The 24,396-nt window shown below is 43.5% G+C and carries 21 protein-coding genes; all 21 read right to left on the minus strand.

Annotated features, from left to right (window positions below; genetic code table 11):
- Positions 1-7: 7 nt before the first annotated feature.
- The 21 genes from tyrS to TY03_RS00410 all read right to left on the minus strand — a co-directional run bounded on the left by tyrS (position 8) and on the right by TY03_RS00410 (position 24,205).
- A complete protein-coding gene (gene tyrS, locus TY03_RS00310) occupies positions 8-1,300 on the minus strand; it encodes a tyrosine--tRNA ligase (RefSeq protein WP_042366315.1) in 1,293 nt (430 codons plus the stop codon).
- Positions 1,301-1,360: 60 nt separating this feature from the next.
- A complete protein-coding gene (locus TY03_RS00315; RefSeq protein ID WP_042367208.1) occupies positions 1,361-2,017 on the minus strand; it encodes a TatD family hydrolase in 657 nt (218 codons plus the stop codon).
- Positions 2,018-2,030: 13 nt separating this feature from the next.
- Complete coding sequence (yidD, locus tag TY03_RS21680) at positions 2,031-2,252, minus strand: membrane protein insertion efficiency factor YidD (protein WP_074434115.1); 222 nt, start codon at positions 2,250-2,252, stop codon at positions 2,031-2,033.
- Positions 2,249-2,635 carry a ribonuclease P protein component gene (rnpA, locus tag TY03_RS00320; RefSeq protein ID WP_187373967.1) on the minus strand — a complete coding sequence of 129 codons (387 nt, stop codon included), beginning with the start codon at positions 2,633-2,635 and terminating at the stop codon, positions 2,249-2,251. The genes yidD and rnpA overlap by 4 nt, the downstream gene beginning before the upstream one ends.
- Positions 2,636-2,735: 100 nt before the next feature.
- Positions 2,736-3,488: a uroporphyrinogen-III synthase gene (locus TY03_RS00325; protein WP_042366317.1), complete on the minus strand. Its 753-nt coding sequence runs from the start codon at positions 3,486-3,488 to the stop codon at positions 2,736-2,738.
- A 4-nt stretch (positions 3,489-3,492) separates the two neighbouring features.
- Positions 3,493-4,326, minus strand: coding sequence for a DUF4271 domain-containing protein (locus TY03_RS00330; protein ID WP_081713020.1), 834 nt, complete (start codon positions 4,324-4,326; stop codon positions 3,493-3,495).
- The gene (locus TY03_RS00335) at positions 4,323-4,910 is read right to left on the minus strand and encodes an LOG family protein (RefSeq protein ID WP_042366318.1); all 588 of its coding nucleotides are present in this window, start codon (positions 4,908-4,910) and stop codon (positions 4,323-4,325) included. The genes TY03_RS00330 and TY03_RS00335 overlap by 4 nt, the downstream gene beginning before the upstream one ends.
- 19 nt (positions 4,911-4,929) lie before the next feature.
- A complete protein-coding gene (gene metK, locus TY03_RS00340) occupies positions 4,930-6,222 on the minus strand; it encodes a methionine adenosyltransferase (RefSeq protein WP_042366319.1) in 1,293 nt (430 codons plus the stop codon).
- 235 nt (positions 6,223-6,457) lie between these two features.
- Entirely contained in the window at positions 6,458-6,922 is a 465-nt protein-coding gene (gene folK / locus TY03_RS00345; RefSeq protein ID WP_042366320.1) for a 2-amino-4-hydroxy-6-hydroxymethyldihydropteridine diphosphokinase, read from the minus strand.
- A gap of 335 nt (positions 6,923-7,257) precedes the next feature.
- Positions 7,258-8,316 carry a tRNA preQ1(34) S-adenosylmethionine ribosyltransferase-isomerase QueA gene (queA, locus tag TY03_RS00355; protein ID WP_042366323.1) on the minus strand — a complete coding sequence of 353 codons (1,059 nt, stop codon included), beginning with the start codon at positions 8,314-8,316 and terminating at the stop codon, positions 7,258-7,260.
- 12 nt (positions 8,317-8,328) lie between these two features.
- Positions 8,329-9,045 carry a tRNA pseudouridine(55) synthase TruB gene (gene truB, locus TY03_RS00360; protein WP_042366324.1) on the minus strand — a complete coding sequence of 239 codons (717 nt, stop codon included), beginning with the start codon at positions 9,043-9,045 and terminating at the stop codon, positions 8,329-8,331.
- On the minus strand, positions 9,045-9,899 hold the full coding sequence (locus tag TY03_RS00365; RefSeq protein ID WP_042366326.1) for an undecaprenyl-diphosphate phosphatase: 855 nt from the start codon (positions 9,897-9,899) through the stop codon (positions 9,045-9,047). The genes truB and TY03_RS00365 overlap by 1 nt, the downstream gene beginning before the upstream one ends.
- Positions 9,900-9,902: 3 nt before the next feature.
- Positions 9,903-10,145, minus strand: coding sequence for a DUF3098 domain-containing protein (locus TY03_RS00370; RefSeq protein WP_042366328.1), 243 nt, complete (start codon positions 10,143-10,145; stop codon positions 9,903-9,905).
- 38 nt (positions 10,146-10,183) lie between these two features.
- Positions 10,184-11,065, minus strand: a complete 882-nt coding sequence (locus TY03_RS00375) for a cell division protein FtsX (RefSeq protein WP_042366330.1) — start codon at positions 11,063-11,065, stop codon at positions 10,184-10,186.
- A gap of 6 nt (positions 11,066-11,071) precedes the next feature.
- Positions 11,072-11,971, minus strand: a complete 900-nt coding sequence (locus tag TY03_RS00380; protein WP_042366332.1) for a class I SAM-dependent methyltransferase — start codon at positions 11,969-11,971, stop codon at positions 11,072-11,074.
- A gap of 431 nt (positions 11,972-12,402) precedes the next feature.
- The gene (locus TY03_RS00385; RefSeq protein WP_042366334.1) at positions 12,403-13,977 is read right to left on the minus strand and encodes a beta-N-acetylhexosaminidase; all 1,575 of its coding nucleotides are present in this window, start codon (positions 13,975-13,977) and stop codon (positions 12,403-12,405) included.
- 20 nt (positions 13,978-13,997) lie between these two features.
- Complete coding sequence (locus TY03_RS00390) at positions 13,998-16,088, minus strand: glycoside hydrolase family 2 protein (protein ID WP_394330866.1); 2,091 nt, start codon at positions 16,086-16,088, stop codon at positions 13,998-14,000.
- 168 nt (positions 16,089-16,256) lie between these two features.
- Positions 16,257-17,306: a glycoside hydrolase family 88/105 protein gene (locus tag TY03_RS00395; RefSeq protein ID WP_394330867.1), complete on the minus strand. Its 1,050-nt coding sequence runs from the start codon at positions 17,304-17,306 to the stop codon at positions 16,257-16,259.
- A gap of 103 nt (positions 17,307-17,409) precedes the next feature.
- A complete protein-coding gene (locus TY03_RS00400; RefSeq protein ID WP_042366341.1) occupies positions 17,410-18,828 on the minus strand; it encodes an alpha-L-fucosidase in 1,419 nt (472 codons plus the stop codon).
- A 94-nt stretch (positions 18,829-18,922) separates the two neighbouring features.
- Entirely contained in the window at positions 18,923-20,851 is a 1,929-nt protein-coding gene (locus TY03_RS00405; protein WP_052332350.1) for a RagB/SusD family nutrient uptake outer membrane protein, read from the minus strand.
- Positions 20,852-20,875: 24 nt separating this feature from the next.
- Entirely contained in the window at positions 20,876-24,205 is a 3,330-nt protein-coding gene (locus TY03_RS00410) for a TonB-dependent receptor (protein WP_230201861.1), read from the minus strand.
- Positions 24,206-24,396 lie beyond the last annotated feature (191 nt).

The following is a 24,396-nucleotide window of genomic DNA, read 5'->3' on the forward strand; positions in this document are numbered from 1 at the left end:
AACCTGCTTATTTGGCAATAATGAGGTAATAGTTCTTCTTGCCTTTCTGAAGTAACAGGTACTTCTCATCGAGCAAACTATCAACGGTGATTAGTTGATCAAAATCGGTTAGTTTTTCTTTGTTCAACGACACCCCCCCGCTCTGAACCAATTTACGCATTTCGCCTTTCGAAGCAAATACGGCAGCATTGTCTACGAACAGATCAACAGCCTTTGCACCGGCAAGCAATACATCGCGCGATACTTCGAACTGTGGCACACCTTCAAAAACCGCCAATAGCGTGTCCTCATCGAGTTTTTTAAGCGCCTCGGATGTTGCATTACCAAACAAGATATTCGAAGCGTCTACAGCCGCATTATAATCCTCTTCAGAGTGCACCATAATGGTCACTTCCTTAGCAAGACGTTTCTGCAATACGCGCAAGTGAGGCGCTTGTTGGTGCTCGGCAATCAAGCCGTCAATTTCCTCTTTTGACAAAGAGGTGAATATCTTAATATAGCGTTCGGCATCGGCATCACTCACATTGAGCCAAAACTGATAGAATTTGTAAGGAGATGTATAGCGAGGATCGAGCCAGATGTTGCCCGATTCTGTTTTACCAAACTTGCCTCCGTCGGCTTTCGTAATAAGCGGGCTGGTAAGTGCATATACCTCATTGCCGTTTGTGCGGCGGATTAGCTCGGTACCGGTTGTAATGTTTCCCCACTGATCCGATCCGCCCATTTGCAGTTTACAGCCTTTTACATCGTTCAGATGCAAATAATCATAGGCTTGCAACAGCTGATACGTAAACTCAGTGAACGATAATCCGTCGCGAGCTTCACCATTGAGACGCTTCTTTACAGAGTCTTTCGACATCATGTAGTTTACGGTAATATGCTTTCCTACTTCGCGTGCAAAGTCAAGGAAAGTGAAATTTTTCATCCAGTCGTAGTTGTTTACCAACTCGGCACGATTGGGAGCATCTGAGTCAAAGTCCAGAAACTTGGCCAGTTGTCTCTTCATACCGTCCATGTTACGCTGCAAGGTCTCTTCATTTAACAGGTTGCGTTCAGCCGATTTGCCCGACGGGTCACCTATCATACCGGTAGCACCACCAATAAGCGCCAACGGTTTGTGTCCACAGCGCTGGAAATGACGGAGAATCATCACACTGCACAAGTGTCCGATATGTAATGAATCGGCCGTAGGATCGAAACCAATATAAGCGGTTACTTGTTCTTTAGCTAATAATTCTTCCGTGCCGGGCATCATATCGTGCACCATTCCACGCCATCTTAGTTCTTCTACAAAATTCATCGAATGATAGTTATTTAATTTTTTAGTTATGGAGACAAAAGTACGACTCTTTATCCGAAGTTACAACTCTTGACGATTAAAAAACACATCCTGAATATTTTGCTGTACCCGAGCCATCAATGCGTCCAGACTCATCTGACGCGAAAGAGCCACACGACGGTAAATTTCCTCAATACCCAATGTACTATCATCGGTTTCGACCAATAAACGGTTCATGGGGGTTTGACAAAGGGCTTCTTCATTATAATGCGCTCCAAAGGAGAGATAAGCGCCCAAACCCACCCACTGAGCTGCCAACGAAGCATTGCCGCGAAACCCATGAAGCACCCACGACTGATTAGAAGCACCGCTACGCAGCATGCGCTGCACAATATCCGTACCTCGCACATTATGAATCAACAACGGTTTTTGCAGACGATGAGCCATGCGTACTTGTGTAGAAAAGAGTGTTTCCTGAAGCGTTAAGTAATCGCGATGAACTAATTTATCGATGCCACACTCGCCAATAGCAAGCACTTGAGGATGTGCGGCCAGCTCTTCGAAGAGTGCCCAATCGGGCGAAGTATCTTTGAACAGGCATACATCCCACGGGTGTATACCAACTGAGTAATAGCAACCCGGTTCGAAACAGAATGGCTCGGGAAAACGAATGTTTACAATGCTCTCCAGAGGTAGGGCAGAGGATTGATGTGTATGAATATCAAGTGGATATTTCATCGGCGACAACAGATTAAGGAACCGGATCATAACCGGAGCCACCCCAAGGATGACAACGAAGTATGCGCCTAACGGTTAGGTATAGGCCATAGAAAGGACCATGTTTCTTTATCGCCTCAATCGCATACTGCGAACAAGTAGGGGTAAACCGGCAAGAAGGGGGCAACATGGGCGAAATAGCTGCCCGATAGAAGTATATAGGCAACAATAAAAGATAGGAGAGGAGGCGTTTCATACTGTTTTCTCGATCATACGTGCCAATAGCACTTTCATCTTTTCTTCCAGCATAGCAGACGGTATTAATTCGTCCGACAAATAGATAAACGCAATGGCCAAAGGTTGACCCTGCGCTTCGAGTACCCGAAGCAATTCGTGCTTATTTTTGCGATAAGCTTCGCGAATCTGACGCTTCACCCGATTGCGCTTAACAGCACGTTTAAAACGTTTCTTCGAAACACTAATCAGTATCGATGAATACACCTCTTGCTCCGGCATGGACATATATACCACACGAAGCGGAAAGACCGAGAAGGATTTCGAGACACCGCCCGTGAACATCTGGTCAATAACAGTTTTACTATGAAGCCGTTCGGCTTTGCTCAGTGTGTTCACGTTTATATAATAGTTAATAATTAAAATGAAAATGGTTATTGGTAAAAGGCCGACAGTAGTGTTATATCACACGAAAGCAACCATTTACCATTAACCATTGAGTCATTTACTTGCCCTTGTTCGTCTCTTTGATAAACAGATCCAAAGCAGCAGTCATCGACGGTGCTTGCACGGTAGGTGCTTCAAGGTCGAGACGAAGTCCGGCATCACGCACTGCCTGAGCAGTAGTTAAACCAAACGTACCAATCTTGATATCTTTCTGATCAAAGTTAGGGAAGTTCTTCTGCAACGATGTTACACCGGCAGGGCTAAAGAACACAAGCATATCATAATCAAATGCTTCATCAGTCGCAAAGTCATTGCTTACGGTGCGATACATTACAACCTCAGTATGCTGTATATTATTCTTATCGAGCAACTTCTGAAGGTCGTCGTTATGCACATCAGACATAGGCACCAAGTATTTCTCGGTTTTATGCTTTACGATCGACGGAATTAAATCCTCAATCTTTCCAGTAGCGCCAAAAAATATTTTACGCTTGCGATACTGCACATACTTCTGTATATAAAGCGCAACGGCTTCGGTAACACAGAAGTATTTCATTGTCTCGGGAATAGACACACGCAACTCTGTACAAAGTCCAAAGAAGTGGTCAATCGCGTGACGCGAAGTGAATATGACAGCAGTGTAGTCCAAAATCGAAACCTTTTGCTGCCTAAATTCTTTAGCAGAAAGGCTTTCGACCTTAATAAACGGGCGGAAATCAATCTTTACACCATACTTTTCAGCAATGTCATAGTAAGGAGATTTCTCTGAAGCAGGTTTGGGCTGCGACACAAGTACTTTCTTAATTTTCAACGTCCTAAAATTTTATTACCAAATAATTGTTTAGCTCCATCACACCTTTATAAACCAATAGACAAGGAATGATTTCAAGGGCACAAAAGTACAAAATTAAAAGGAAAAGCTCATTAATATTGGAGAAAAAAAGCCTTATCCACTTGTAAAACATCAATATTTTAGTAAAAACGACTAAACACCCCCCAATAATAATCCATACTTCTACGCTCAAATTGAAATAAATTAGGAACAAAACAAACGGGAAAAGTACGAATCCTGCATAGTAAATAATCGTCAGATAAGACTCAAGCCATACTGCAGAACTGTTCTTGTCAAAAAATGTCCAACCTAAAAAAGAATAAGCTATCCACTTGAATACGAAGTAGATCAAACAGACAGAGATGTAACTAAGAAGTAGTATATAAGGGGGAACTTGTTTCATGAGCAACGGGTGCGCATCATTAAAGTAGTTAAAAATACAAATACCCGATAAAACACATGTTTGCACCGCCAACAGTAGCAAGAAGCGAAGGTCGCTCGCAGTAGAGGTGCTGAAAATACTGGCACGATCGCGCTGAAGTTGAAAATCTTTCACAAGTTGCGAAAGAAAACGTTTATTACGCGACAAAGCGAATGAGGTAAGTAGAAAACAGAGTAGTAAAAGAGCTGCCAACCCATTGTCCGTACGAGGAGAATAGGGGAGGGGCTGCCCCTCTTGTCCCGATGCAAACTCGCGTTGCGAATAGTAGCGAGTAAGACGCAGGCTATCCTTGGGCACGAATTGATCTTCGTAGAATAGCGGCAACTCATTCACCAACAAAACATCAACACCTAATGAATCGGTAACGGCATTCATATAGCAGCAAATTTCCGAATGGAAGCGTCCCACACGGGGACGCTATAAATTAGATCAACAGCCTCTTCGGGCGTATGAGCCACATGCCATATATCGCCATGTTGGCGTCGCATGAAGTTTTCGTCGATGGCGCGTTCAAGCATAAGCAACAACGGGTCAAAGAAGCCATTTGTATTAAGAATCACAATGGGATTAAGATACAACCCTAGCTGTTTCCAGGTAATAATTTCGAGCAACTCTTCAAGAGTGCCGCAGCCACCGGGCAAAGCAATGACCGCATCACTGAGGTCGGCCATAAGTTGCTTGCGTTCGTGCATACTGTCAACCTCTACCAAGCGAGTCAGCCCGGTGTGATGCCATCCTTGCTCAACCATAAAGCGAGGAATGACACCGGTTACTTCGCCACCTGCCTCGATCGTAGCATCAGCTACCGACCGCATCAACCCGATGCTTCCTGCACCATTAATCAAACGAATCTGTTTCGAGGCTAATAACCTGCCAAGTAAGGAGGCAGCCTCGAAATAGCATTCATCAATCTTAGTACTCGATGCGCTGTAAACGCATACCGATTGTATCTTATTCATCTTTACTAACTAAGAGTGTTTACAAACCGAAAGCGGCTTTAACACGATCTACATAATCAAGTTTCTCCCAAGTAAACAGCTCTACTTCAATCGTTTTTGCATCTTGGTAACGAGAGGTGAAAGTCTTTGTAACCGTTTGAGACTCACGCCCCATATGCCCATAAGCAGCGGTTTCACTATAAATAGGGTTACGCAACTTCAAACGCTCTTCAATAGCTTTAGGGCGCATATCGAATAACTCATCAATCTTACGTGCAATCTCACCATCGCTCATTTTCACGTTACTACGACCGTACGTATCTACGTAGATATTGATCGGTCGGGCTACGCCGATAGCATAAGAAACCTGTACCAATATCTCATCGGCAACACCTGCGGCTACCAGGTTCTTGGCTATATGACGGGCAGCATACGCAGCACTACGGTCTACCTTACTGGGGTCTTTGCCCGAGAAAGCACCACCACCGTGCGCACCTTTACCACCGTAAGTATCAACGATAATCTTACGTCCGGTTAAGCCGGTATCGCCATGAGGGCCACCAATCACAAACTTACCGGTAGGATTTACATGATAAGTGATATGATCGTTGAAAAGAGCCAATACGGCTTCGTGATTGATTTCTGCAATGACACGAGGCATCAATATTTCAATAACATCGCGGCGGATAACAGCCAACATCTCTTCATCGGCTTTCAGTTGAGCTTCGATAGAGTCATCGGCAGGTGCAACAAAATCGTCGTGTTGTGTTGAAACAACAATGGTATCAATACGTACCGGAAGTCCGTTATCATCATATTCAATAGTTACCTGGCTCTTCGCATCGGGACGAAGATAGGTCATTTGTACACCTTCGCGACGTATTTCGGCTAACACCTGCAAAATACGGTGTGCCAGATCGAGCGAAAGAGGCATGTAGTTTTCAGTTTCATTGGTAGCATAACCAAACATCATACCTTGGTCGCCAGCACCCTGATCCATCGGATCGGCACGTTCTACACCGCGGTTAATATCGGCACTCTGTTCGTGAATAGCAGAGAAAACTCCACAAGAGTTACTCTCAAACATATACTCACCTTTCGTATAGCCAATTTTTTTGATTACATCGCGTGCAATAAGTTGAAGATCAACATATGCATCAGTTTTCACTTCTCCCGCCAGCACTACTTGTCCGGTAGTAACTAAGGTTTCGCAAGCTACTTTCGAACTGGGGTCAAATGCCAACAGTTGGTCCAGTACAGCGTCCGATATTTGATCGGCCACTTTGTCGGGGTGTCCTTCAGACACCGATTCGGATGTGAATAAATATCCCATTCTAGTTTAAGAATTAAGAATTAAAAATATAAGTTCATTACGAAACAGAAGTTGAGGGCAGGGGTCAGAGTAGCATACCTTAAAAGGTACAGATAGAAAAAACGATGTTGTTTTAGCATTTTTTTCCGTGGTTGCAAGCTACTCAAATCTGTCCACCTTTTATTTCAGGGGACAAAGGTAGTGAATCATTTTCATTTAACTGCTACACAGACCACAGATTAACATCCGTTTATGCTCAATTACTTAGCATTTCGAGCAACTGCTGCATGGTTTTCCCGATGAGAGGATGGTATAAATCGGGAGCAATTTCGGCTAAAGGCTCCATTACAAAGCGGCGTTCAGTCATTAGTGGATGAGGAATAGTCAGACCTTCGACCTCAACAGTAGTATCGCTATAAAGAAGCAAATCGATGTCAATGACTCGATCGGCATAGGTATGGTTTACCGATTTGGCAGTGCGTCCCAACTCTTGCTCTATCGCTTGGGTTACACGCAATACAGAGAGTGGCGGGAGGCTTGTTTCTACACATAGGGCCGCATTCAGAAAGCTGTTTTCTGAAGAGAATCCCCACGGAGCTGTTTCATAAAAAGCGGATAGGGAGACAATCTCTCCTATCCGCTCGCTTATTTGTTGCACTGCGTCGTGCAAATGTTGTTTCTTATTGCCTAAATTGGTGCCCAGACCGAGATACACATTCATAGATAATCCGTGTTATTTCGTTACGAAGAATTCTACTTTGCCACATTTTGGGCACACATACAAATCAAAACACTCTCTGTTTTGGAATAGCTCAAAAAGATTTCCTAAAACCCCTACACGACTTCCTTCCAGGAATTTGTATTCACCCGTATAGTGCATCGAGATGTCACATCGGAGACATTTCAGTCTTTGCTGATCAATGGGTTCATTATCAAACTCCGAAGACTTAATGACTGCTTCATCCGGAAAACTGTAGTTACACTTCCAGCACAAATCAAAATTATCTTCGACCTCTTCGTGGCAATTTGGGCAAACCTTCATAGCTATTGCGTGTATTACTTATCAAGAATCAACATCGCATCGCCGTATGTTCCAAAGCGATATCCCTCCTTGAGGGCTACCTGATAAGCCTCCATCACCTGATCATAACCACCAAAAGCTGCCACAATCATCAGCAAGGTAGAAAGAGGCAAGTGGAAGTTAGATATCATTGAGTTGGCTACCGTAAACTCATAAGGAGGGAAGATGAACTTATTGGTCCAACCTTCAAATTCCTTCAAGTGTCCATCGGTACTTACTGCACTCTCAATGGCACGCATCACTGTTGTGCCTACTGCACAAACGTTACGTCCACTATCCTTTGCTGTATTTACCGCTTTCACGGCCTGTGCATCGACTATCATCTGTTCGGAATCGGTCTTATGCTTCGTGAGGTCTTCTACATCGATATCACGGAAATTACCCAATCCGGCGTGAAGAGTCACATAAGCAAAGTCAATCCCCTTAATCTCCAGACGCTTCAATAGCTCACGGCTGAAGTGAAGACTGGCAGTAGGAGCTGTTACAGCACCCTCTTTGCTGGCAAAGATGGATTGAAAACGCTCGGCATCATCCGGCTCGACCGGACGATTAATAATAGTATGTGGAAGGGGCGTTTCGCCTAAAGCATAGAGTGCTTTTTTAAATTCATCATGAGGCCCATCGTAAAGGAAACGCAGCGTACGTCCACGCGAAGTTGTGTTATCAATTACTTCGGCCACCATTGAGTCGTCATCACCAAAGTAGAGCTTATTGCCGATACGGATTTTACGTGCGGGGTCTACCAACACATCCCAAAGCCTAAGTTCTTCGTTCAATTCGCGCAACAAGAACACCTCAATACGAGCACCCGTCTTCTCCTTATTACCGTATAAACGGGCAGGAAAAACCTTTGTGTCATTAAAAACAAACACATCTTTATCATCAAAATAATCCAAGACGTCCTTGAACATACGATGTTCAATTTCGCCCGTCCGGCGGTGAAGCACTAATAGGCGCGATTCATCACGGTACTTCGTAGGATGCAAGGCAATCTTGTCCTCGGGTAGTTTAAATTTAAATTGTGACAGTTTCATATCTCTATCTTATTACGTTGTTTTTTCTTCTTTTGTTATCTCTATTGACTGTCCATCGAGCCATTGAGCAAACTGTTCGGGATCGAGGCAATCTGCCAACCGAACATCTCCCACACGGGTCCGAATAAGCCCTGTCAGGTGTGCACCACTTTCGAGTGCTTCACCAATATCGCGTGCCAAAGCACGAATATACGTTCCTTTACTACATACTACCCGGATTTTAATCTCGGGCAAGTTGCATTCGAGCAACTCTATCTCATCTATAACGAGCAACTTAGGTTTTAGTTCGACCTCTTTTCCTTTACGAGCCAAGTCGTAGGCACGTGCACCATCCACCTTACAAGCCGAGAAAGCCGGTGGAACTTGCTGTATTTCGCCAATAAAACGTTTCAATGTCTCCTCCACCAATTCGCGCGTAATGTGAGCGGTAGGGTAGGTGGCGTCGATCTCTTTCTCCAAATCGTATGAAGGAGTGGTAGCACCCAATGCAATGGTAGCAATATACTCCTTGGTCTGATACTGAAATTCTTCAATACGCTTGGTAGCACGACCGGTACAAATAATCATCACTCCGGTTGCCAATGGATCGAGTGTGCCTGCATGACCCACTTTTATTTTTTTCTCATTGATTTTACGACTGACAATGTACCGTACTTTGGCAACCAGATTAAACGATGTCCACGTCAGTGGTTTATTGAAATATAAAACTTCTCCTTCTTTAAAATTCATTAGACAATTTCTAAATTGTAACCTAGCATCAACATCACTAAAATAACTCCTCCCACAATAATACGATACCAACCGAATGCCTTAAAGCCATATTTCGTAACAAAGCTGATAAAGAACTTAATGGCCAATAGCGCTACAATAAATGCAACCACATTACCAATAATTAAAGCAGGCAAATTGTTCACCAGAATCTCTGTTCCTCCATCCAAAAAGAGCTTTAAAACTTTGTATCCGGTAGCGGCAAACATCGTCGGTACAGCCAGAAAGAATGAAAATTCGGCTGCTTTCTTACGCGTTAGCTTTTGCGACATACCACCTACAATAGTAGCCATCGAACGCGACACACCCGGTATCATGGCGATGCATTGAAACAAGCCGATGCGAAATGCTCGTTTCTCCGTCAGCACCGTGTCCTCTTTTCCTTTCGAGAAAATTCGATCACAAAATAACATAAATATTCCACCAAGAACCAACATCACTGCCACAACAGTAACACTTTCAAGCAATTGGTCTATCTTATCGCTCAACAAAAAGCCAAGTACGGCAGCCGGAATAAAGGCAACCAGCAGCTTCCAGTAGAAGTCGAATTTATGAAGAAAACGCTTTAATCCCGATGCTCCAATAGGAGCCGGACTGTGATTTAATCTAAAAAACCGATTCCAATAAAGACATACTACCGATAAGATCGCTCCAAACTGGATGATAACTGTGAATGCCTTTACGAACTCTGTACTTTGTACGCCCAACATGCTTTGGGCAATAATCATATGGCCGGTAGAAGAAACAGGCAAAAATTCCGTCAATCCCTCTACAATGGCAAGAATAATAGTTTGTAGTGTCGTCAAATCTCCCATAGATTACTCTTCCTCAGATTTAGTTTTTGGCTTACGCAATACAGCATATATCATAAAAATAAAACCCAGAAAGCATACAACCGGCGCTACCTTGATTCTGCGCACACTGAAAATATCGGGTTCAAAAGTCGTCTGCGTTGAAGAAGGGCCTGTCATCAGGATAAAACCGATAATGACTACGATCATTCCTACAGCCAGTAGAATGAAGTTCATCTTATCAAAAGCGAATTTTTGTTTATCAGCCATATTATTTTAATTATAAATTAGAATCCTAAAAGTAATGATTATACATAGTACAGAGTGCTCGCCTTCATCCTCAAATACTTATTGATTGAGAGATATGCACATAAAAACGTGATAATGATTCCAAAAGCGAATACAGAGCCCGATACTAAAACCATAACGGTGGGGGTAATAACCCTGATTAATTCGGGTTCATACGATACTAACCAGTAAGCAGTTCCCATCAAAATGGTATCGGCCATCACCGCAGCCAGTACACCGCTCCAGATATTTCGCCTGAGAAAAGGACCGCGTATAAAGCCCCAACTGGCTCCAACTAGTTTCATTGTATGTATCAAGAAGCGCTTGGAGTAAATGGCCAGCCTTATGGTATTGTTAATCAGCGCAAACGAGATAAACGTCAACACCACCGCCAGCGTTAATAGCACCAAGCTGATATTCCGAATATTCTCATTCACCGCATCAATCAAATCGCGTTGATAAAGCACCTCGCGGATATTGGTGTTTTTCTTCATGAGCTTCTCAATCTTGGCAATACTATCCGAATTGGCATAATCGGAGTTCAACTTGATCTCGATAGAGGCGGTAAACGGATTGTATCCTAAAAACTCTTCCGGATCGGTTCCCATCGCTTCTGTCTGCTCACGAAGTGCCTGTTTCTTCGAGATATATTCTGTTTCCTTCACAAAAGCCTCTTTATTCAGCTTCTTCTGGAGCGTTAGAATCTCCGATTCTTTCATTTCATCGCTAATAAGTACAGAGAAGCTGATGTTTTCCCGCACGTATATCGACAAGTTATGAGCAGCCAATACAAAGAATACCACTAAACCAAGCAAGAGCAGCACCAAGGTGGTACTAATGCTTGAGGTGATAAATTGCATATCAAAGTAAGATACAGCGTTGTTTTTATTCCTGTTCTTCATCGTTTATCAGCGTTTTTTCCGAAATACATAGATCATGGAGCTACTCCGTTCTTTCTTGGCCAACGAACTAAGCCAAGCCATCGTTCCCACTCGCATGCCTCTGAGAAAAGAGTGCGAATGTCCCAATTGCTTCTCGCTCAACATGGATACATAAAAGGCATCGAAAGGCATCGGGTGACGAGCAGCCATAATAAATCCATGTCGCGAAGCCAATGGCTGAATAGTGCCCGGCGTGAAATGCCATAAGTGCCGGGGCACATCATACGCAGCCCAATCGGCGCCATAATGTTCGGCATCGTACGAAGAGCAGTTCGGCACTGCTACAATCAGCGTTCCTTTGTCGTTCAATAGCTGGTGCAGCCTATCCCAAGTGTCGTTTAGCGACTCAAGATGTTCCATCACATGCCACAAGGTAATCACATCAAACGTGTCGGGAGTAAACTCACTTAATGCCGTAGGCTCTTTCACCTCGAGCCCGAAATGCTCGTATGCAAAAGCACGTGCTTGCGGACTCTTCTCGACAGCTTCGACCTGCCAACCACGTTGTTGCATGGTATGAGCAAAATAGCCTGTTCCTGTACCGATATCAAGTAGTTTTCCTGTTTTACGATGAGACTCTTTCATCACAAGGCGTGCTTTGCGTCCCAGCATATAGCGGCGTACCTGGTGATAGATGGCGTTCATTGCTCCTTTTCGGGTATCGGAGTGAGATATATAATCGGGAGTTTCGTAGTAGCGACCTATTTCGGCTTCCACAGGTGCTCCCTGTGTAAAGGTAAATCCGCAGTCTTCGCACGAACAAACTTCAAACAGTTCGCCCGACGCATAATGATCCGTACAAGTCATGACGCGCTTCATGCGCTTGCCATCACATAGCGGACATGCATTTATAATAAGTTTATTCATTGATTTTACCCTAAATTAAAGTGCGACTTCGGTTCACAAAGCCGCACTTCACCCGAATTTGATGTAAAGTAACAAATAAAAAGTGATATAGAGCTATTTCGTTAAGGAGCTTTAACCTTATTATTAATGTCACCATTTTACATGCTACCACTCTGCAATATTAATGAATCGGCAAATACGCTCACTCTATAAACTGATAACCTTTCGCCCAATAAGCCTCATAGAGCCTTCTTGGAGGTAAAGCCGACCAGTCCCCAGATATAACCTGCCGGTGCACGTAAAAAAGCTGGCGGCGTTTAAAAAAAACACCGCCAGCTTTTTTAATTATCTCGCGGGCTTTTTGAAAAAGACCGCGAGATTTTCTTAGCTAAGTCATTGAAAGTTATTAGAGTATTCGAAAAGAGAAAATAGATTAAACTTACAGAGAGACATTAGCCATTTTGCAATACATCCTCTTTGGCCGGGGCATCGGGCTCGGGAGTCGAAGCCGGATCGAAAGGATTAAAATAATAGATACCCAGTGTATCGAGATATTCAAGAAATGAGGGTAGCTTACGCATGAAAGAGCTACACTCTTTGGCCTTTTCAGGTGTCCAAGCCGCTTCGGCAACTGCTATCAAACGAGGAAAAGTCATGAAATCCAGTCGTTTAATATCGGCCACTCTTTCTGTCCACAAAGAGAATTGCATCCCCATCACCTGATTTTCATAATCTTTGGTTAGGTGAATGATGGGAGCAGGGAAGCGGTATATATCTTCAATCGGATTATATCCGTTCCATGTTCGACCGACTTTATGCGTAGCGTATTGCACAAAATCGGCATACAACGGCCGACGCGGAGTCATAATCACTCGAAAGCCATTCTCCAATGCCTTAACCAATTGGTGTTTGCGATCGTGTCGCCACCACATGATCACAGCTTTCTGAGGTGACACACCGGCATCCACTACTTCGTCCCACCCAATCATAGTCTTCCCCTTAGAAGCAACGATATCGGCTGCACGACGGATGAAATAATGCTCCAAGCCGGTTTCGTTTTGCAGCTTCTTGTCGCGGATAAACTGTTGAATATCGGGGTCGGTAAACCAGCTTTGATTGCCATAATGCACCTCATCGCCTCCAATATGAATGTAAGGAGCAGGAAACAGAGATACGATTTCGTCGAGCACGTTGCTGATAAACTGATAGGTTTCTTCCTTGCAGGGATGGAAAGTAAAATGTTCCCATTTGCCTTCACCACCTCCCGATATTTCGGGATAAGAGCGACAAACGGCCGTAGCGTGTCCCGGCATGTCAAACTCCGGTATCACCATGATATGCCGCTGTGCAGCATAGGCTACAATCTCCTTGATGTCCTCTTGTGTATAAAAGGCAGCAGGTGCTTTAGGGTCGTGCCAGTTACCAACCGATCCCTCGGAAGTGAGCTTCGGGTAACGCTTGATCTCGATGCGCCAACCCGGCTCATCGGTCAGGTGCCAATGAAAAACATTCAAACGGAGCGAAGCCATGATATCGAGGTATTGCTTTACTTTCTCTTTGCCGAAGAAGTGGCGACTTTCGTCGAGCATAAAACCACGCCACTCGTAGCGCGGAGAGTCCTCTATCCGGCATGCACCCAACACTCCTTTGCCCGAACGAGCCAATTGCAAAAGTGCTTCTTTCGCATAAAACAGACCGGCCTCATCCGATGCCTGCAATAAAACATCGGTAGGAGTGATGATAAGCGAATAGCCCTCTTTGGGCATAGCCGACTCCTTATCGATGGATAAACGGATGCTCCCCGGCGAGGAGGAGGCTGAAGAGGCGAGTGTTCGTAGTTCGGCTTGTAATTGAGCGCCCAGTTGGGCAGTATATCCGTTGCTTCCTTGCACTCGGATATCTTTGCCAATTACAAATGTTCCTTTTGCCAAGCGCATCGAAGCAGGAGTTGGCAATAAGGACTGTTGTGCACAAAGGGGCAATAGACACAAGAGAAACAGCACCCCAAGAGAAATTTGTTTTTTCATCGTATTATTACAGTTAATGATTACCAACCTGCGTGTTCGTTTTTGTTTTCTTTCGAATCGACTTCCCGTTTCTTCTCTCCGGCATAGTTCCACTCTATTTCATCGGTCAGTTCCTTTCCACCGACGGTAACGACGGCTTTTAAGGTGTTCTTTCCTTCGCTCAGCGTTACCTGATCGAACACGTAATGAACAGCCGTATATCCTTGTCGGATACCGGTTAATTGCTGTCCGTTCAGGTATACATTGGGCGTACCCACATTGGAGTAAACGGTTACGGAAGTCTGTTTTTTCTCGCGGTTTGTATTGCGACGTTGCGTCAGATACAGTACAGGTTCTTTGCTCCAATTCGCCTTGTACCAGAAATAAGAATCTTTTTTAGTCTTTCGGTCGAAGGTAACCAATCCCTTCAAATTGCGCGCCTCCACTCCTCCACGTGTCCACATGGGTACAGCAAAATCGAACATATTCCATAAATAGGAAGCAATGATGTAAGGATGCTTGGCAATAACAGCCCATTGGTATTCGTGTGTTTTAGTCTGAAATGTTTCGGGATAAAAGGGTTTGCCCCAGTTAAGCGCATCGCCCAGTAGTTCTGTTTGATGGTTCAGGTTGGCATCAGCACCATATTCAGTCAACATCAGTTTCTGCCAAGGATAGTTCTTTTCTAACCCTTCTACCCACGGTTCGATATCCTGAATCTTCTTCTCGTACCAGCCGAAATAGCGATTCATTCCCTGAATATCGGCATTCTGATTGACCGGATGCTCTGCATGTCCGTATCCGTTTACGGCCACTGTATATCGGTCAGGATCTTCGGTCTTGGCCAGATCATGGAGAGATTGAGTCAATGCCGATGTGTATTCGTGCGGCTGATACACTTCATTATGTAATCCCCATACGTAGATAGAAGGGTGATTAAAGCTTTGACGAATGAGTTCGCGAAGCTGAGTTTGTGCATTCTCCGTCTCATAACCGGTTACGCGGTTTACAAAAGGTATTTCTGCCCAAATAACTAATCCCAGCGAATCGCAACGCGAATAAAGATACTCGGACTGCTGATAGTGAGCAAAACGAACGGTGGTAGCACCCACATCCATGATGGTAGCCAAATCAAAGTCATGATGTTCGTTTTTCAATGCACTACCCAGTCCCCACCAGTCTTGGTGACGGGTAACGCCATACATCGGATATTTTTCGCCATTCAAATAGAAGCCTTTACCGGCAACGATCTCGTATTTGCGTACACCCAACGGTTGCACAACCTCATCGACAATTCGCTTTCCGTCAAGCAACCGGGAAACGACCTTATACAGATAAGGGTCTTCGCGTCCCTGCCAAAGGTGAGGATTGCGAAGCGTAAAGGTAGCACTATACGTTTGTGTGCCTTGAGGAGTAAGGTCGAATGATTGCTTATGACTATCTACCTTCTTCCCTTCGCGGGTATAGATCACATTCTCAAGGGTCAACGCAACAGGTGCAAGCGAACCGTTGTCCAACTTCACCTTCACGGTTACATCGGCCGACTTCTTCGACACATTTTTTTGTGTGATGTACACTCCCGGAGAGGCACAGTCGGTCACGGTAATATTGGCCGGTTCGGTCACTACCAACCATACAGGCCGGTAGATACCGCCATACACACCAAATAGATTCTGATTGACCGGGATAACATCCGGGCGAGCCGTATTGTCGGCCTTCACCAGAATTTCATTTTCCGCCCCCCAGTTCAAGGCAGTACCTATTTCGCAAGCAAAGGCCGAATATCCGCCTTGGTGAGTCCCTACCAGTTTGCCGTTTACATATACTTCGGCATTGGCACCTACTCCTTCAAAGCGAAGAAAGATACGTTTACCCTTCAGCTCTTCGCCAAAGAATTGTTTTTTCTTGTAATAACCGACCCCTTCGTAAAAAGAGGCTGCTTTGACTTGCATATCTTCGGCATTCCATGTATGGGGTATTTCTACTTCGCTCCATTTTCCATCCCATTGAGCGGCAGCACGCATCGGTTCTACCGAAAAGGGACCCCGTTTGAACTGCCAACCCGAATTGAAGGAGGTCACCTCACGAGCCGTCACCGTTATAGCCAACAGAGACAACAGGCAAAGCACCATCCGTTTTATTATCAACATACTATTCATTTCGTTTTCTGTATTTATTTGATACACTGCAAAGATAACCTTAAAATTGGTCTTTCAACCACCAAATTCCTCCCAATTATATGACCATATCGTCCGTTTAACCAGTACATGTATCTGTTTTTATCTTGACACAGCAAAAAACTATTGTGCCATTTTATAAATTTGGCAACCCGCCAATAAGAAAGCACCCACACCGTACACCTCGGTCATTTCCCGGGTTACTTTCTTGGGATCGGCGCCGATAGGCTGTACAAATCCCAACTTACCATCAGGCTCTACGGCGTCGAGTAATGCTTTCCAACCCTTTATCACGACGGGCAGATAGGCTTCTTTATCCAATAACCCCTCATTGATTCCGTAAGCCAATGCGTATACAATAAATCCTGTTGCACTCGTCTCGGGCGAAGGGTAAGAGGCAGGATCGAGCAAGCTTGCATGCCAATACCCATCAGAGCTTTGAAGGGTGGCAATGCGACGGCACATCGCAACAAAGAGCTTTTCATAGAAAGCACGGTTTTTATCTTTACGTGGCAACTCTTGCAACATTTCGGCCAACCCTCCAAGCACCCAACCATTTCCACGCCCCCAGAATACTTTGGCACCATTCTTTTCCTGTTGTTTAAAGTAACGCCAATCGCGATAAAACAGGTTTTCGTCCTCATCGAACAGGTAGTCATAAGAAGCTTTGTACTCGCGATTCATGAATCGGATGTATTTCTTATCTCCCGTAAGTACATAGAGCTTTGTATAGGTAGGCGGTGCCATAAACAACGCATCACACCAAGTCCAACGCTCCAGGGTTTCTGCCTTGCGGTAATCAAGTTCGAAAGAACCCTTCGACGGATGAGACATCACCCACTCGGCACGGGCAATAGTGGGGTTCAGCATTGCCTGATTCTTGTACTTGCGATACAGGTCAATAAATACCTGAGACACTGCAATATCATCGGCATGATACATACGTTTATCCGGGTGCCAGCCGTTGCGCCGACCGATGGCAGTGAGCCATTTATAGTATGTGGCATCATTATCTTGTTTCTCGGCCAGTTCTGCCCAATCAATCATTCCCATATATAGCGCGGCATTGGTCCAGTTCAGATCGCCGTGCTCATATCCGGTATTCGGATTGGCAATCTGCCAGTCGGCTACACGCTTCATGTCATTTTTCACTTCGGTTTTAGTGAAGGGCATTTGTGCATTCGCACCAACACACAAAATCAATGCAACTGCTACAAAAATTAATTTTTGTTGTTTCATACGTATTTACTAGAATGTTTCTGTTTTACTCTAATCACTATGTCAGTGCATCACGATATTTATCGGCTGCTCCTTTCTCTTCTTTTATTTGAAGTTTGATAACAAAGGGCTCTCCCGGATCTACCAAAGGCATGGATACGTTGTACTCATTGCGAGCTGTTTCCACTACCTGCAAACTGCCACCATGCAACAGGTGCGCTCCAATTATCTGAGTACCTTTCGGTGTCTTCACCAATAGTTGCTTCGTATAAGGGCGATTAAATACAACCATAAAAACATCTTGTCCTTTACGTGTATAATAGCCCCAATCTTGTTTAGCCCATCCGGCATAATCGCAGCCATAAATTGCTTCGCCATACTGGCTCATCCATCGTCCCAACGAGGTTGCAAGTGCTTTTTCTTCGGCACGAAAATCACCATCAGCTTGGGGGCCGAAGTTAACAACCATGTTTCCTCCCATAGAAACAGCATGGACAATGCGCTCAATTACTTCCAATGGAGTTTTTACATAACTCAAAGACCAGTCTTTATGGTACCCCCACTGATTCTCGGGAATAGTCATACATGCTTCCCAATCCCATTGCGTCACTTTAAGGTCCTTAACCGGATCGGGCAGACGGCGTTCGTATCCCGATTCATAATCACCCATCAGTCGGCCATTACTATCGAAATGGCGTTTGCCATAATCATCGGCACGCAAACGGCTATTGATGGTAACTCCCGGAACCAGTTCTTTCAAAGTCTTTTCAACGTGAGCAGTCCACCATCCGTTTTTCTTGATGCTGGAATCCCATGTGCCATCAAACCAAAAGTCTTTCACGGTTGGGTAACGAGTAGCCAACTCTTTCAACTGATTATCTGTAAAAGTAAGGAAACGACGAAAAGCGATGCTATCTGCCTCTGATTTGATATCATATCGATAATCGGGATGACTCCAGTCCATTACCGAAAAGTAGAAATGCACATCAATACCCTCGGCATTATAGGCTTTTACAATTTCGCCCAATATGTCTTTCTTATAAGGAGTATTTGCCACTGTGTATTTTGTATACTTACTTGGCCAAAGACAAAAGCCCTCATGATGTTTTGTGGTGATTTTTACGTAACGCACTCCCATATCCTTGGCCATTTTGGCCCATTGCTTGGCATCGAACTTAACCGGATTCCATTGTTTCATTAACGCCATCCATTCATCCGACGGTACTTTTGCCCACGACTTTAACCACTCGGCTGCTCCATTGTACACTTTTCCATTCCATTCACCGCCGGGAATGGCATATAATCCCCAATGAATAAATTCACCTAAACGATTATCACGGAATTTCTGCATAGCAGCATCTTGACGTTTACCTACATTGGTGGCACCATATTGCAGTGGTAACTCCTGCTTCGCTTCTTGAGCAGAGGCAATCAGCGTCACAAAAAATGCGATCACAAGAACTATTTTCTTCTTCATTCTGTCTAATTTATTGTATACGAAAATAAGAAAAAGAATTCGGTACGAACAGGTTACGTTCATACCGGATTCTTTTAAAACGAAACATTATCTGTTATTTCTCGCCATCGGCTTCCAACCAACCCGGGTTCTGTGTTAAATTTGAATTTAATCGAATTTCTTCAGCCGGAATAGGCCATAGGTAACGATAATCACTCCAAGGAAGCACTCCCTTAATCGTTTTCTTATACGGACTTTTAGGATAGCAAATCAAGAAATTCTCGTCATCCAAAAAGACATCTTTGCCTATTGTAACCTTCGCTGCAACTCCTCCATTCTTACGATCTTTGTGCGAACCGTCATATAGTTTTTGCATTTCTGTATCAAACTTCATTCCTCGCAAAGGAACAGTCAATAGATTACCAGCCTTCCAGCGCATCAAATCAGCATATCGTTGATTTTCCAAAGCAAACTCAACTCGTCGCTCGCGACGAATTTCACGTAACAACGGAGCCACTGTATAGTCTAATTTATCGGTATAAATCCGATCCAGACGTGGATCAATAGGCTCTTGACCTACCACCAACTTAGCAGTAGGGTATTTCGCAAAATCAAATCCTGCTCTTTTACGCAAAGCATTGATTGTTAAATCAACATCCACCTGAGACAATGTTCCATATAATTCATATTTAACCTCGGCGTACATCAACAATAGTTCGGCATAACGAAATTCGATCGCTGCTTGAATACCCTTTATTGTAGCATCTTCCTCTTCTTTATCACCCATCCAATGCTTAATGAAGCGATATCCAGTCACAGTACTGCCACTCGTGTTGTAATTCAGTGCAGGATATTCAATACCATTTGCAGGGTCAACAACTCCAGAGAGATAAATCGTAATGTATTCGCCCGGGCGACAAACAGTCTGAGTTAAACGAGGGTCGCGGTTATCGAGTTCTTTCCACATACCATAACCTTTGAATAAAGGATTAATCTCGTAATTTCCCTCAGAACCTCCCGTATAAATAGGACGTCCATCAACACATAAATATTCTTCTATTAGCCCTCGTGTAGCCCCCATCGCTTGGCGATTGGAGTTATTTTGTCCATAATATCGTTGAAAGGAAGTACCATATTCATCCTTAATACAGGTACGCCCTAAAATAACTTCAGGATTATTGTCATGGGCAGTAGCTCCTTTAGCCGTAAACATTTTATAATAAGAATTTTCGCCATCTTTATTATACAAGCTATATTTGCCCATTAATGCGTTGCACGCTGTTTCGCACTCCTGAAGAAATTTGGTACCATCCAGTTTTAGTTCATTGTGATACTTACGATAAGTACCTTCGAATAGACAAATGCGTGCTTTGAGGAAGTTAGCTACATCTTTATTCAACCGTCCTTTTTCCTCTTTTCCTTTTATCGGCAAATGGGCTACTGCTTTGTTCAGACAGAGTAAAATAGAGTCCATCACTTCGGCACGAGGCGTTCGTTTCATGTATAACTCTTCCGAATCAACATTCAGATCGGTAGTCATCCAAGGTACATCTCCAAAATACAATACCTTTTCATAATACTCCCATGCTTTAAAAAAATAAGCTTCGGCGGCATATTTATCAAGAGTAGCCTGTGGCAAATCAGCACGTTGATAGCGTGTTAAAAAGAAATTGATGTTGCGAAGATTACTCCACTCCCAACCATTGGCATCTGCTCCTGTTCCTGTGGGGATCTTTTTGGCATCAGCCAATTCAGTAAACTCATTACCTGTACGAATACAGTTGTCGGAGAAAACATCACCATATGCCAACGGACTTCCTGTAATAGGTAACGGATAAATATATTTTTTATCCGCCCATCCATCGCCATGCCCAATGATATATATGGGATAAAATCTATTTAGATACAACTTCATATCGCCCTCTGATGTCCAGAATGTCATATCAGTGGGTACATCCAATGGATAGCGCTCCATGAAATCATCGTTACAACCAACCATCATGGTTACCAATCCTAACGCTGCAATATATTTTCTTATATTCATAATTATTTCTGTTTTTAGTCATCATTAAAAGTTAACCTGAACACCCAATGCGATGGAACGCATCATGGGATAAGCAGACTGAATGGATTCGGGATCAAACACACCGGGAACTCCTGAAATAGTAAATAAGTCGTAACCGGAAAGATTGAAGCGCACCGTATTAAGCGAAATCTTCTGAGTCCATTGTTGAGGTAAGGTATAACCCACTGCCAACGTTTTCAGGCGTACATACGCACCATTGTACATATACCGACTATTGGTCGTTACGTTTTGACTACGTCCATACATATGATATTGAGCATTCGGATTTTCCGGTGTCCATGAATTTTCAAACGTATGTCGATTGCCTCCCGAATCACTGCCACCAAAAAGCATACTGTCGCTAATAAATACATCACGTTTAGCAACACCTTGAAAGAAAAGGTTCAAGCTAAAGTTTTTCCAAGAAACATTTCCATTCAAACCAAAACGAAAGCGAGGAGTAGAGTTGCCCAGCACTCGAAGGTCTCCTGAGTTATAGACCGTATTTTCCCCATTGGAAATTCGATTGTCGGGACCTACATCGCTCTTTTTTTCATCATCGCCTTTAGAACCACCCAAATCGGCAAAACGGAGGTCACCAGGATACCAAGTTGAACTTATATCGGTTTGTGAGGCTCCTTTAAGTATATATTTACCATTGGCATCGATATCAAAATCACTCTCTTGCAAAATGCCCAAACACTCATAGCCCCATATCTCACCAATCACCTTACCGTCATATAGACTGGATAGAGATTTGTTTCTGTTACCACTGAATTTCTTAACGGTAGTGATATAGTCGGACAATACAAAGCTAACATCATATCTAAGTCCATTGCTCAAACGATCTTGCCATTTCAAGCTCAGTTCCCAACCATTGGTCTTCAAAATACCTGAGTTCTTTTTGGGAGCTGAAGCACCCAATGTAGCTGGATATTGGTCGCCTGCCATTAAGATATCTTTCGTTTCACGGTTATACCAGTCGAATGAAAAGTCCAGGCGATTATTTAAGAAAGAGGCATCCAATCCAAAGTCGATGGTAGTAGCCGTTTCCCATGTTAATGAGGGAGATACCAATCCGGAAGATTTAATGCCAAACGGTCGTGTTCCTCCCATGTTCCAAGGCACATACTCTACTGCACCATATTTGGCAATGTAAGCATAGTTATCCACATTCTGATTTCCCAAAGAGCCCCATGAGCCTCTTAGCTTCAGGTTGTCCAACCAAGAGCGTGTACCGGTCATAAACTTCTCCTCCGAAAGTCTCCAGCCAGCCGAAAAAGAGGGAAAGAATTTGAAACGATCGGCTGTTGGGAAGCGTGATGTTCCATCGTAACGTCCGTTGAACTCAAATAAATAACGATCATTATAGATGTAGTTTGCACGAGCAAATGCTCCACGAACAGCCCAGTGTTCAGCACCATCTCCGGCATATTGCTTACCAGTAGCTGTATTTATCATCGGAAGGTTCGGATTCAGGAGATTCTCACCTCTTGCATCGGAACTACGATACACATACCACTCCTGATTGAAACCCAATACAGCTCCTAGACTGTGTTTGCCCAATGCCTTGTCATAGCTGGTATAAGCATTGATGGTATAAAAATCTGAATGATTAATGCTCTCCGAAACATACGAAGGGTCGGTATGGGTTTTAATTACAGACGACCAATCATCAACAACATACTCACGTGTCGGTACAACTATTTTCTGGTAATATTCATTGGGACGATAAGAAAATTCTCCCTTTACAGTTAAACCCGGAAGAATAGTAATAGTAGGAGTTACATTAAACACAGCATTTGTACGCTTGGTGTCACGGGTAGCACCATAAGCCAACCAGCCTAAAACATTATCAGTCCATGTATTCGGTTGCGGATCATTTGGTCCGGTTTTAATGGGCATACATATATTACGACTCACTTCGCCCATCATAGCTCCCCACAATGTGCCTTTTTGAGGATTTAGATAGGGTTCATCGTAGCTGGTGGTATTATAACTGACCTTTGTCGCTACTGTAAACCAATTGTTAACCTCTGTGTCCAGATTAATCATACCATTGAAACGGTTCTGTACATCAGTTTCAATTTTATACATACCTTCTTGTTGTTGATAGCCTAAAGATATATAATAACGGGTTTTAGCCGTTCCACCGGTTAAACTCACTGTATGTTTCTGCATCGGAGTCCAGTCTCTTACTGCCTCGTCATAGGGATTCATACTACTAACCCAATTAAATCCGGTAGAGCTTCCCTCTTTGTATATCCATGCGGGTGCATTTACTGGATCATCTCTCCACGCTTTTTTTGCAGCCAAAAGTGTTTCGTTATAGGTCGATACCGTTCCTCCAGTCAACTTGGTCAATTGGTTTGCTGCTAATTGAATCGTATAGGCATCCATAATATCAGGTCGAGCAGATGGAGTATTCCACTGCATGTTGAAATTATAGGTTACATTGGCTTTTTGTTCTTTTTTGCCTGATTTAGTTGTTACCAACAAAACACCATAAGTAGCACGAGCACCATAGATAGCCGATGATGCAGCATCTTTCAATAATGATATGTTTTCGATATCATTAGGATTCAACATACTTAGGTAAGTTTCGTCCATCTGCACACCATCAACCAAAATCAAAGGGCTACCGTTCTTTACCTCCCATTTACCTTTACTATCTTGCTCCATTGAGGTACCACCACGTACGTTGAAAGTAGGAACCGCATTGGGTGATGCACTCGTAGAGGAGATATTGAGGTTGGGAATTACTCCTTGTAGTGCCTGTCCTATATTACCTACCGGTTTATTTTCAAATACTTCTGAGGAAACAGAAGCTACGGCTCCTGTTAGGTTGACTTTCTTTTGCGTTCCAAACCCGACAATAACCACCTCATCAAGAGCCAAGGCATCTTCATTTAATTCAATCACTGTTTTAGTGCCGGCTTTTACTTTCTGGGTAATATATCCGATATAAGAAACCACTAAATTAGAACCCGATTTTACCTTTAAGGTATAATTACCCTCCAGATCAGTAATCACACCATTAGCTGTTCCTTCTTCCAGTACATTAGCACCAATAATTGCCTCTCCCTTTGAATCGGTCACAGTTCCCTTAAGAGTCAGCTCTTTTCCGGAATCAGCAGGCCCGCTTTTTTTTAATGGGAACAGGGCTATTTGCGTATTTACAATATCATAGCCTAAATCGGTCCCTTTAAGTAATGATGTCATTAATTGGCGAATCGTAACCTTATTGACATTTAATTGAACTTTTTGGGAGAGATTAACCTGTTCTTCATCATAGAAAAATGTATACTTACTTAGCTTTTCGACTTGTGTCATAGCCTTAGAAAGTGGAATTTTTGAAAATTGAAGCGTTAAAAGCTTTTCTTTATCTTGTGCCGAAATTGTGACACATAAAAATAACAGCAATAATGTTGCTAGATATTCTTTAAATTTCATACTTTTGTGAGAATTTAATGTTAACGGTTAGAGCCAGTTGCGAATTTTAAGGTGTTCAAGCTTCTTTGCAA

The organism is Bacteroides neonati, from assembly GCF_000499785.1.
GTDB lineage: Bacteria > Bacteroidota > Bacteroidia > Bacteroidales > Bacteroidaceae > Bacteroides > Bacteroides neonati.

What these genes read in the sequence shown, in the direction of transcription:
- TY03_RS00365 (WP_042366326.1), bottom strand. Translation starts at nt 9,899, where the DNA reads ATGGGAGATTTGACGACACTACAAACTATTATTCTTGCCATTGTAGAG.
- TY03_RS00330 (WP_081713020.1), bottom strand. Translation starts at nt 4,326, where the DNA reads ATGAATGCCGTTACCGATTCATTAGGTGTTGATGTTTTGTTGGTGAAT.
- TY03_RS00390 (WP_394330866.1), bottom strand. Translation starts at nt 16,088, where the DNA reads ATGGTGCTTTGCCTGTTGTCTCTGTTGGCTATAACGGTGACGGCTCGT.
- truB (WP_042366324.1), bottom strand. Translation starts at nt 9,045, where the DNA reads ATGAATTTTAAAGAAGGAGAAGTTTTATATTTCAATAAACCACTGACG.
- metK (WP_042366319.1), bottom strand. Translation starts at nt 6,222, where the DNA reads ATGGGATATTTATTCACATCCGAATCGGTGTCTGAAGGACACCCCGAC.
- TY03_RS00380 (WP_042366332.1), bottom strand. Translation starts at nt 11,971, where the DNA reads ATGAATAAACTTATTATAAATGCATGTCCGCTATGTGATGGCAAGCGC.
- TY03_RS00385 (WP_042366334.1), bottom strand. Translation starts at nt 13,977, where the DNA reads ATGAAAAAACAAATTTCTCTTGGGGTGCTGTTTCTCTTGTGTCTATTG.
- TY03_RS00315 (WP_042367208.1), bottom strand. Translation starts at nt 2,017, where the DNA reads ATGAAATATCCACTTGATATTCATACACATCAATCCTCTGCCCTACCT.
- TY03_RS00370 (WP_042366328.1), bottom strand. Translation starts at nt 10,145, where the DNA reads ATGGCTGATAAACAAAAATTCGCTTTTGATAAGATGAACTTCATTCTA.
- TY03_RS00335 (WP_042366318.1), bottom strand. Translation starts at nt 4,910, where the DNA reads ATGAATAAGATACAATCGGTATGCGTTTACAGCGCATCGAGTACTAAG.
- folK (WP_042366320.1), bottom strand. Translation starts at nt 6,922, where the DNA reads ATGAATGTGTATCTCGGTCTGGGCACCAATTTAGGCAATAAGAAACAA.
- TY03_RS00400 (WP_042366341.1), bottom strand. Translation starts at nt 18,828, where the DNA reads ATGAAGAAGAAAATAGTTCTTGTGATCGCATTTTTTGTGACGCTGATT.
- TY03_RS00405 (WP_052332350.1), bottom strand. Translation starts at nt 20,851, where the DNA reads ATGAATATAAGAAAATATATTGCAGCGTTAGGATTGGTAACCATGATG.
- tyrS (WP_042366315.1), bottom strand. Translation starts at nt 1,300, where the DNA reads ATGAATTTTGTAGAAGAACTAAGATGGCGTGGAATGGTGCACGATATG.
- TY03_RS00410 (WP_230201861.1), bottom strand. Translation starts at nt 24,205, where the DNA reads ATGACACAAGTCGAAAAGCTAAGTAAGTATACATTTTTCTATGATGAA.
- TY03_RS00375 (WP_042366330.1), bottom strand. Translation starts at nt 11,065, where the DNA reads ATGAAGAACAGGAATAAAAACAACGCTGTATCTTACTTTGATATGCAA.
- queA (WP_042366323.1), bottom strand. Translation starts at nt 8,316, where the DNA reads ATGAAACTGTCACAATTTAAATTTAAACTACCCGAGGACAAGATTGCC.
- yidD (WP_074434115.1), bottom strand. Translation starts at nt 2,252, where the DNA reads ATGAAACGCCTCCTCTCCTATCTTTTATTGTTGCCTATATACTTCTAT.
- TY03_RS00395 (WP_394330867.1), bottom strand. Translation starts at nt 17,306, where the DNA reads ATGCCCTTCACTAAAACCGAAGTGAAAAATGACATGAAGCGTGTAGCC.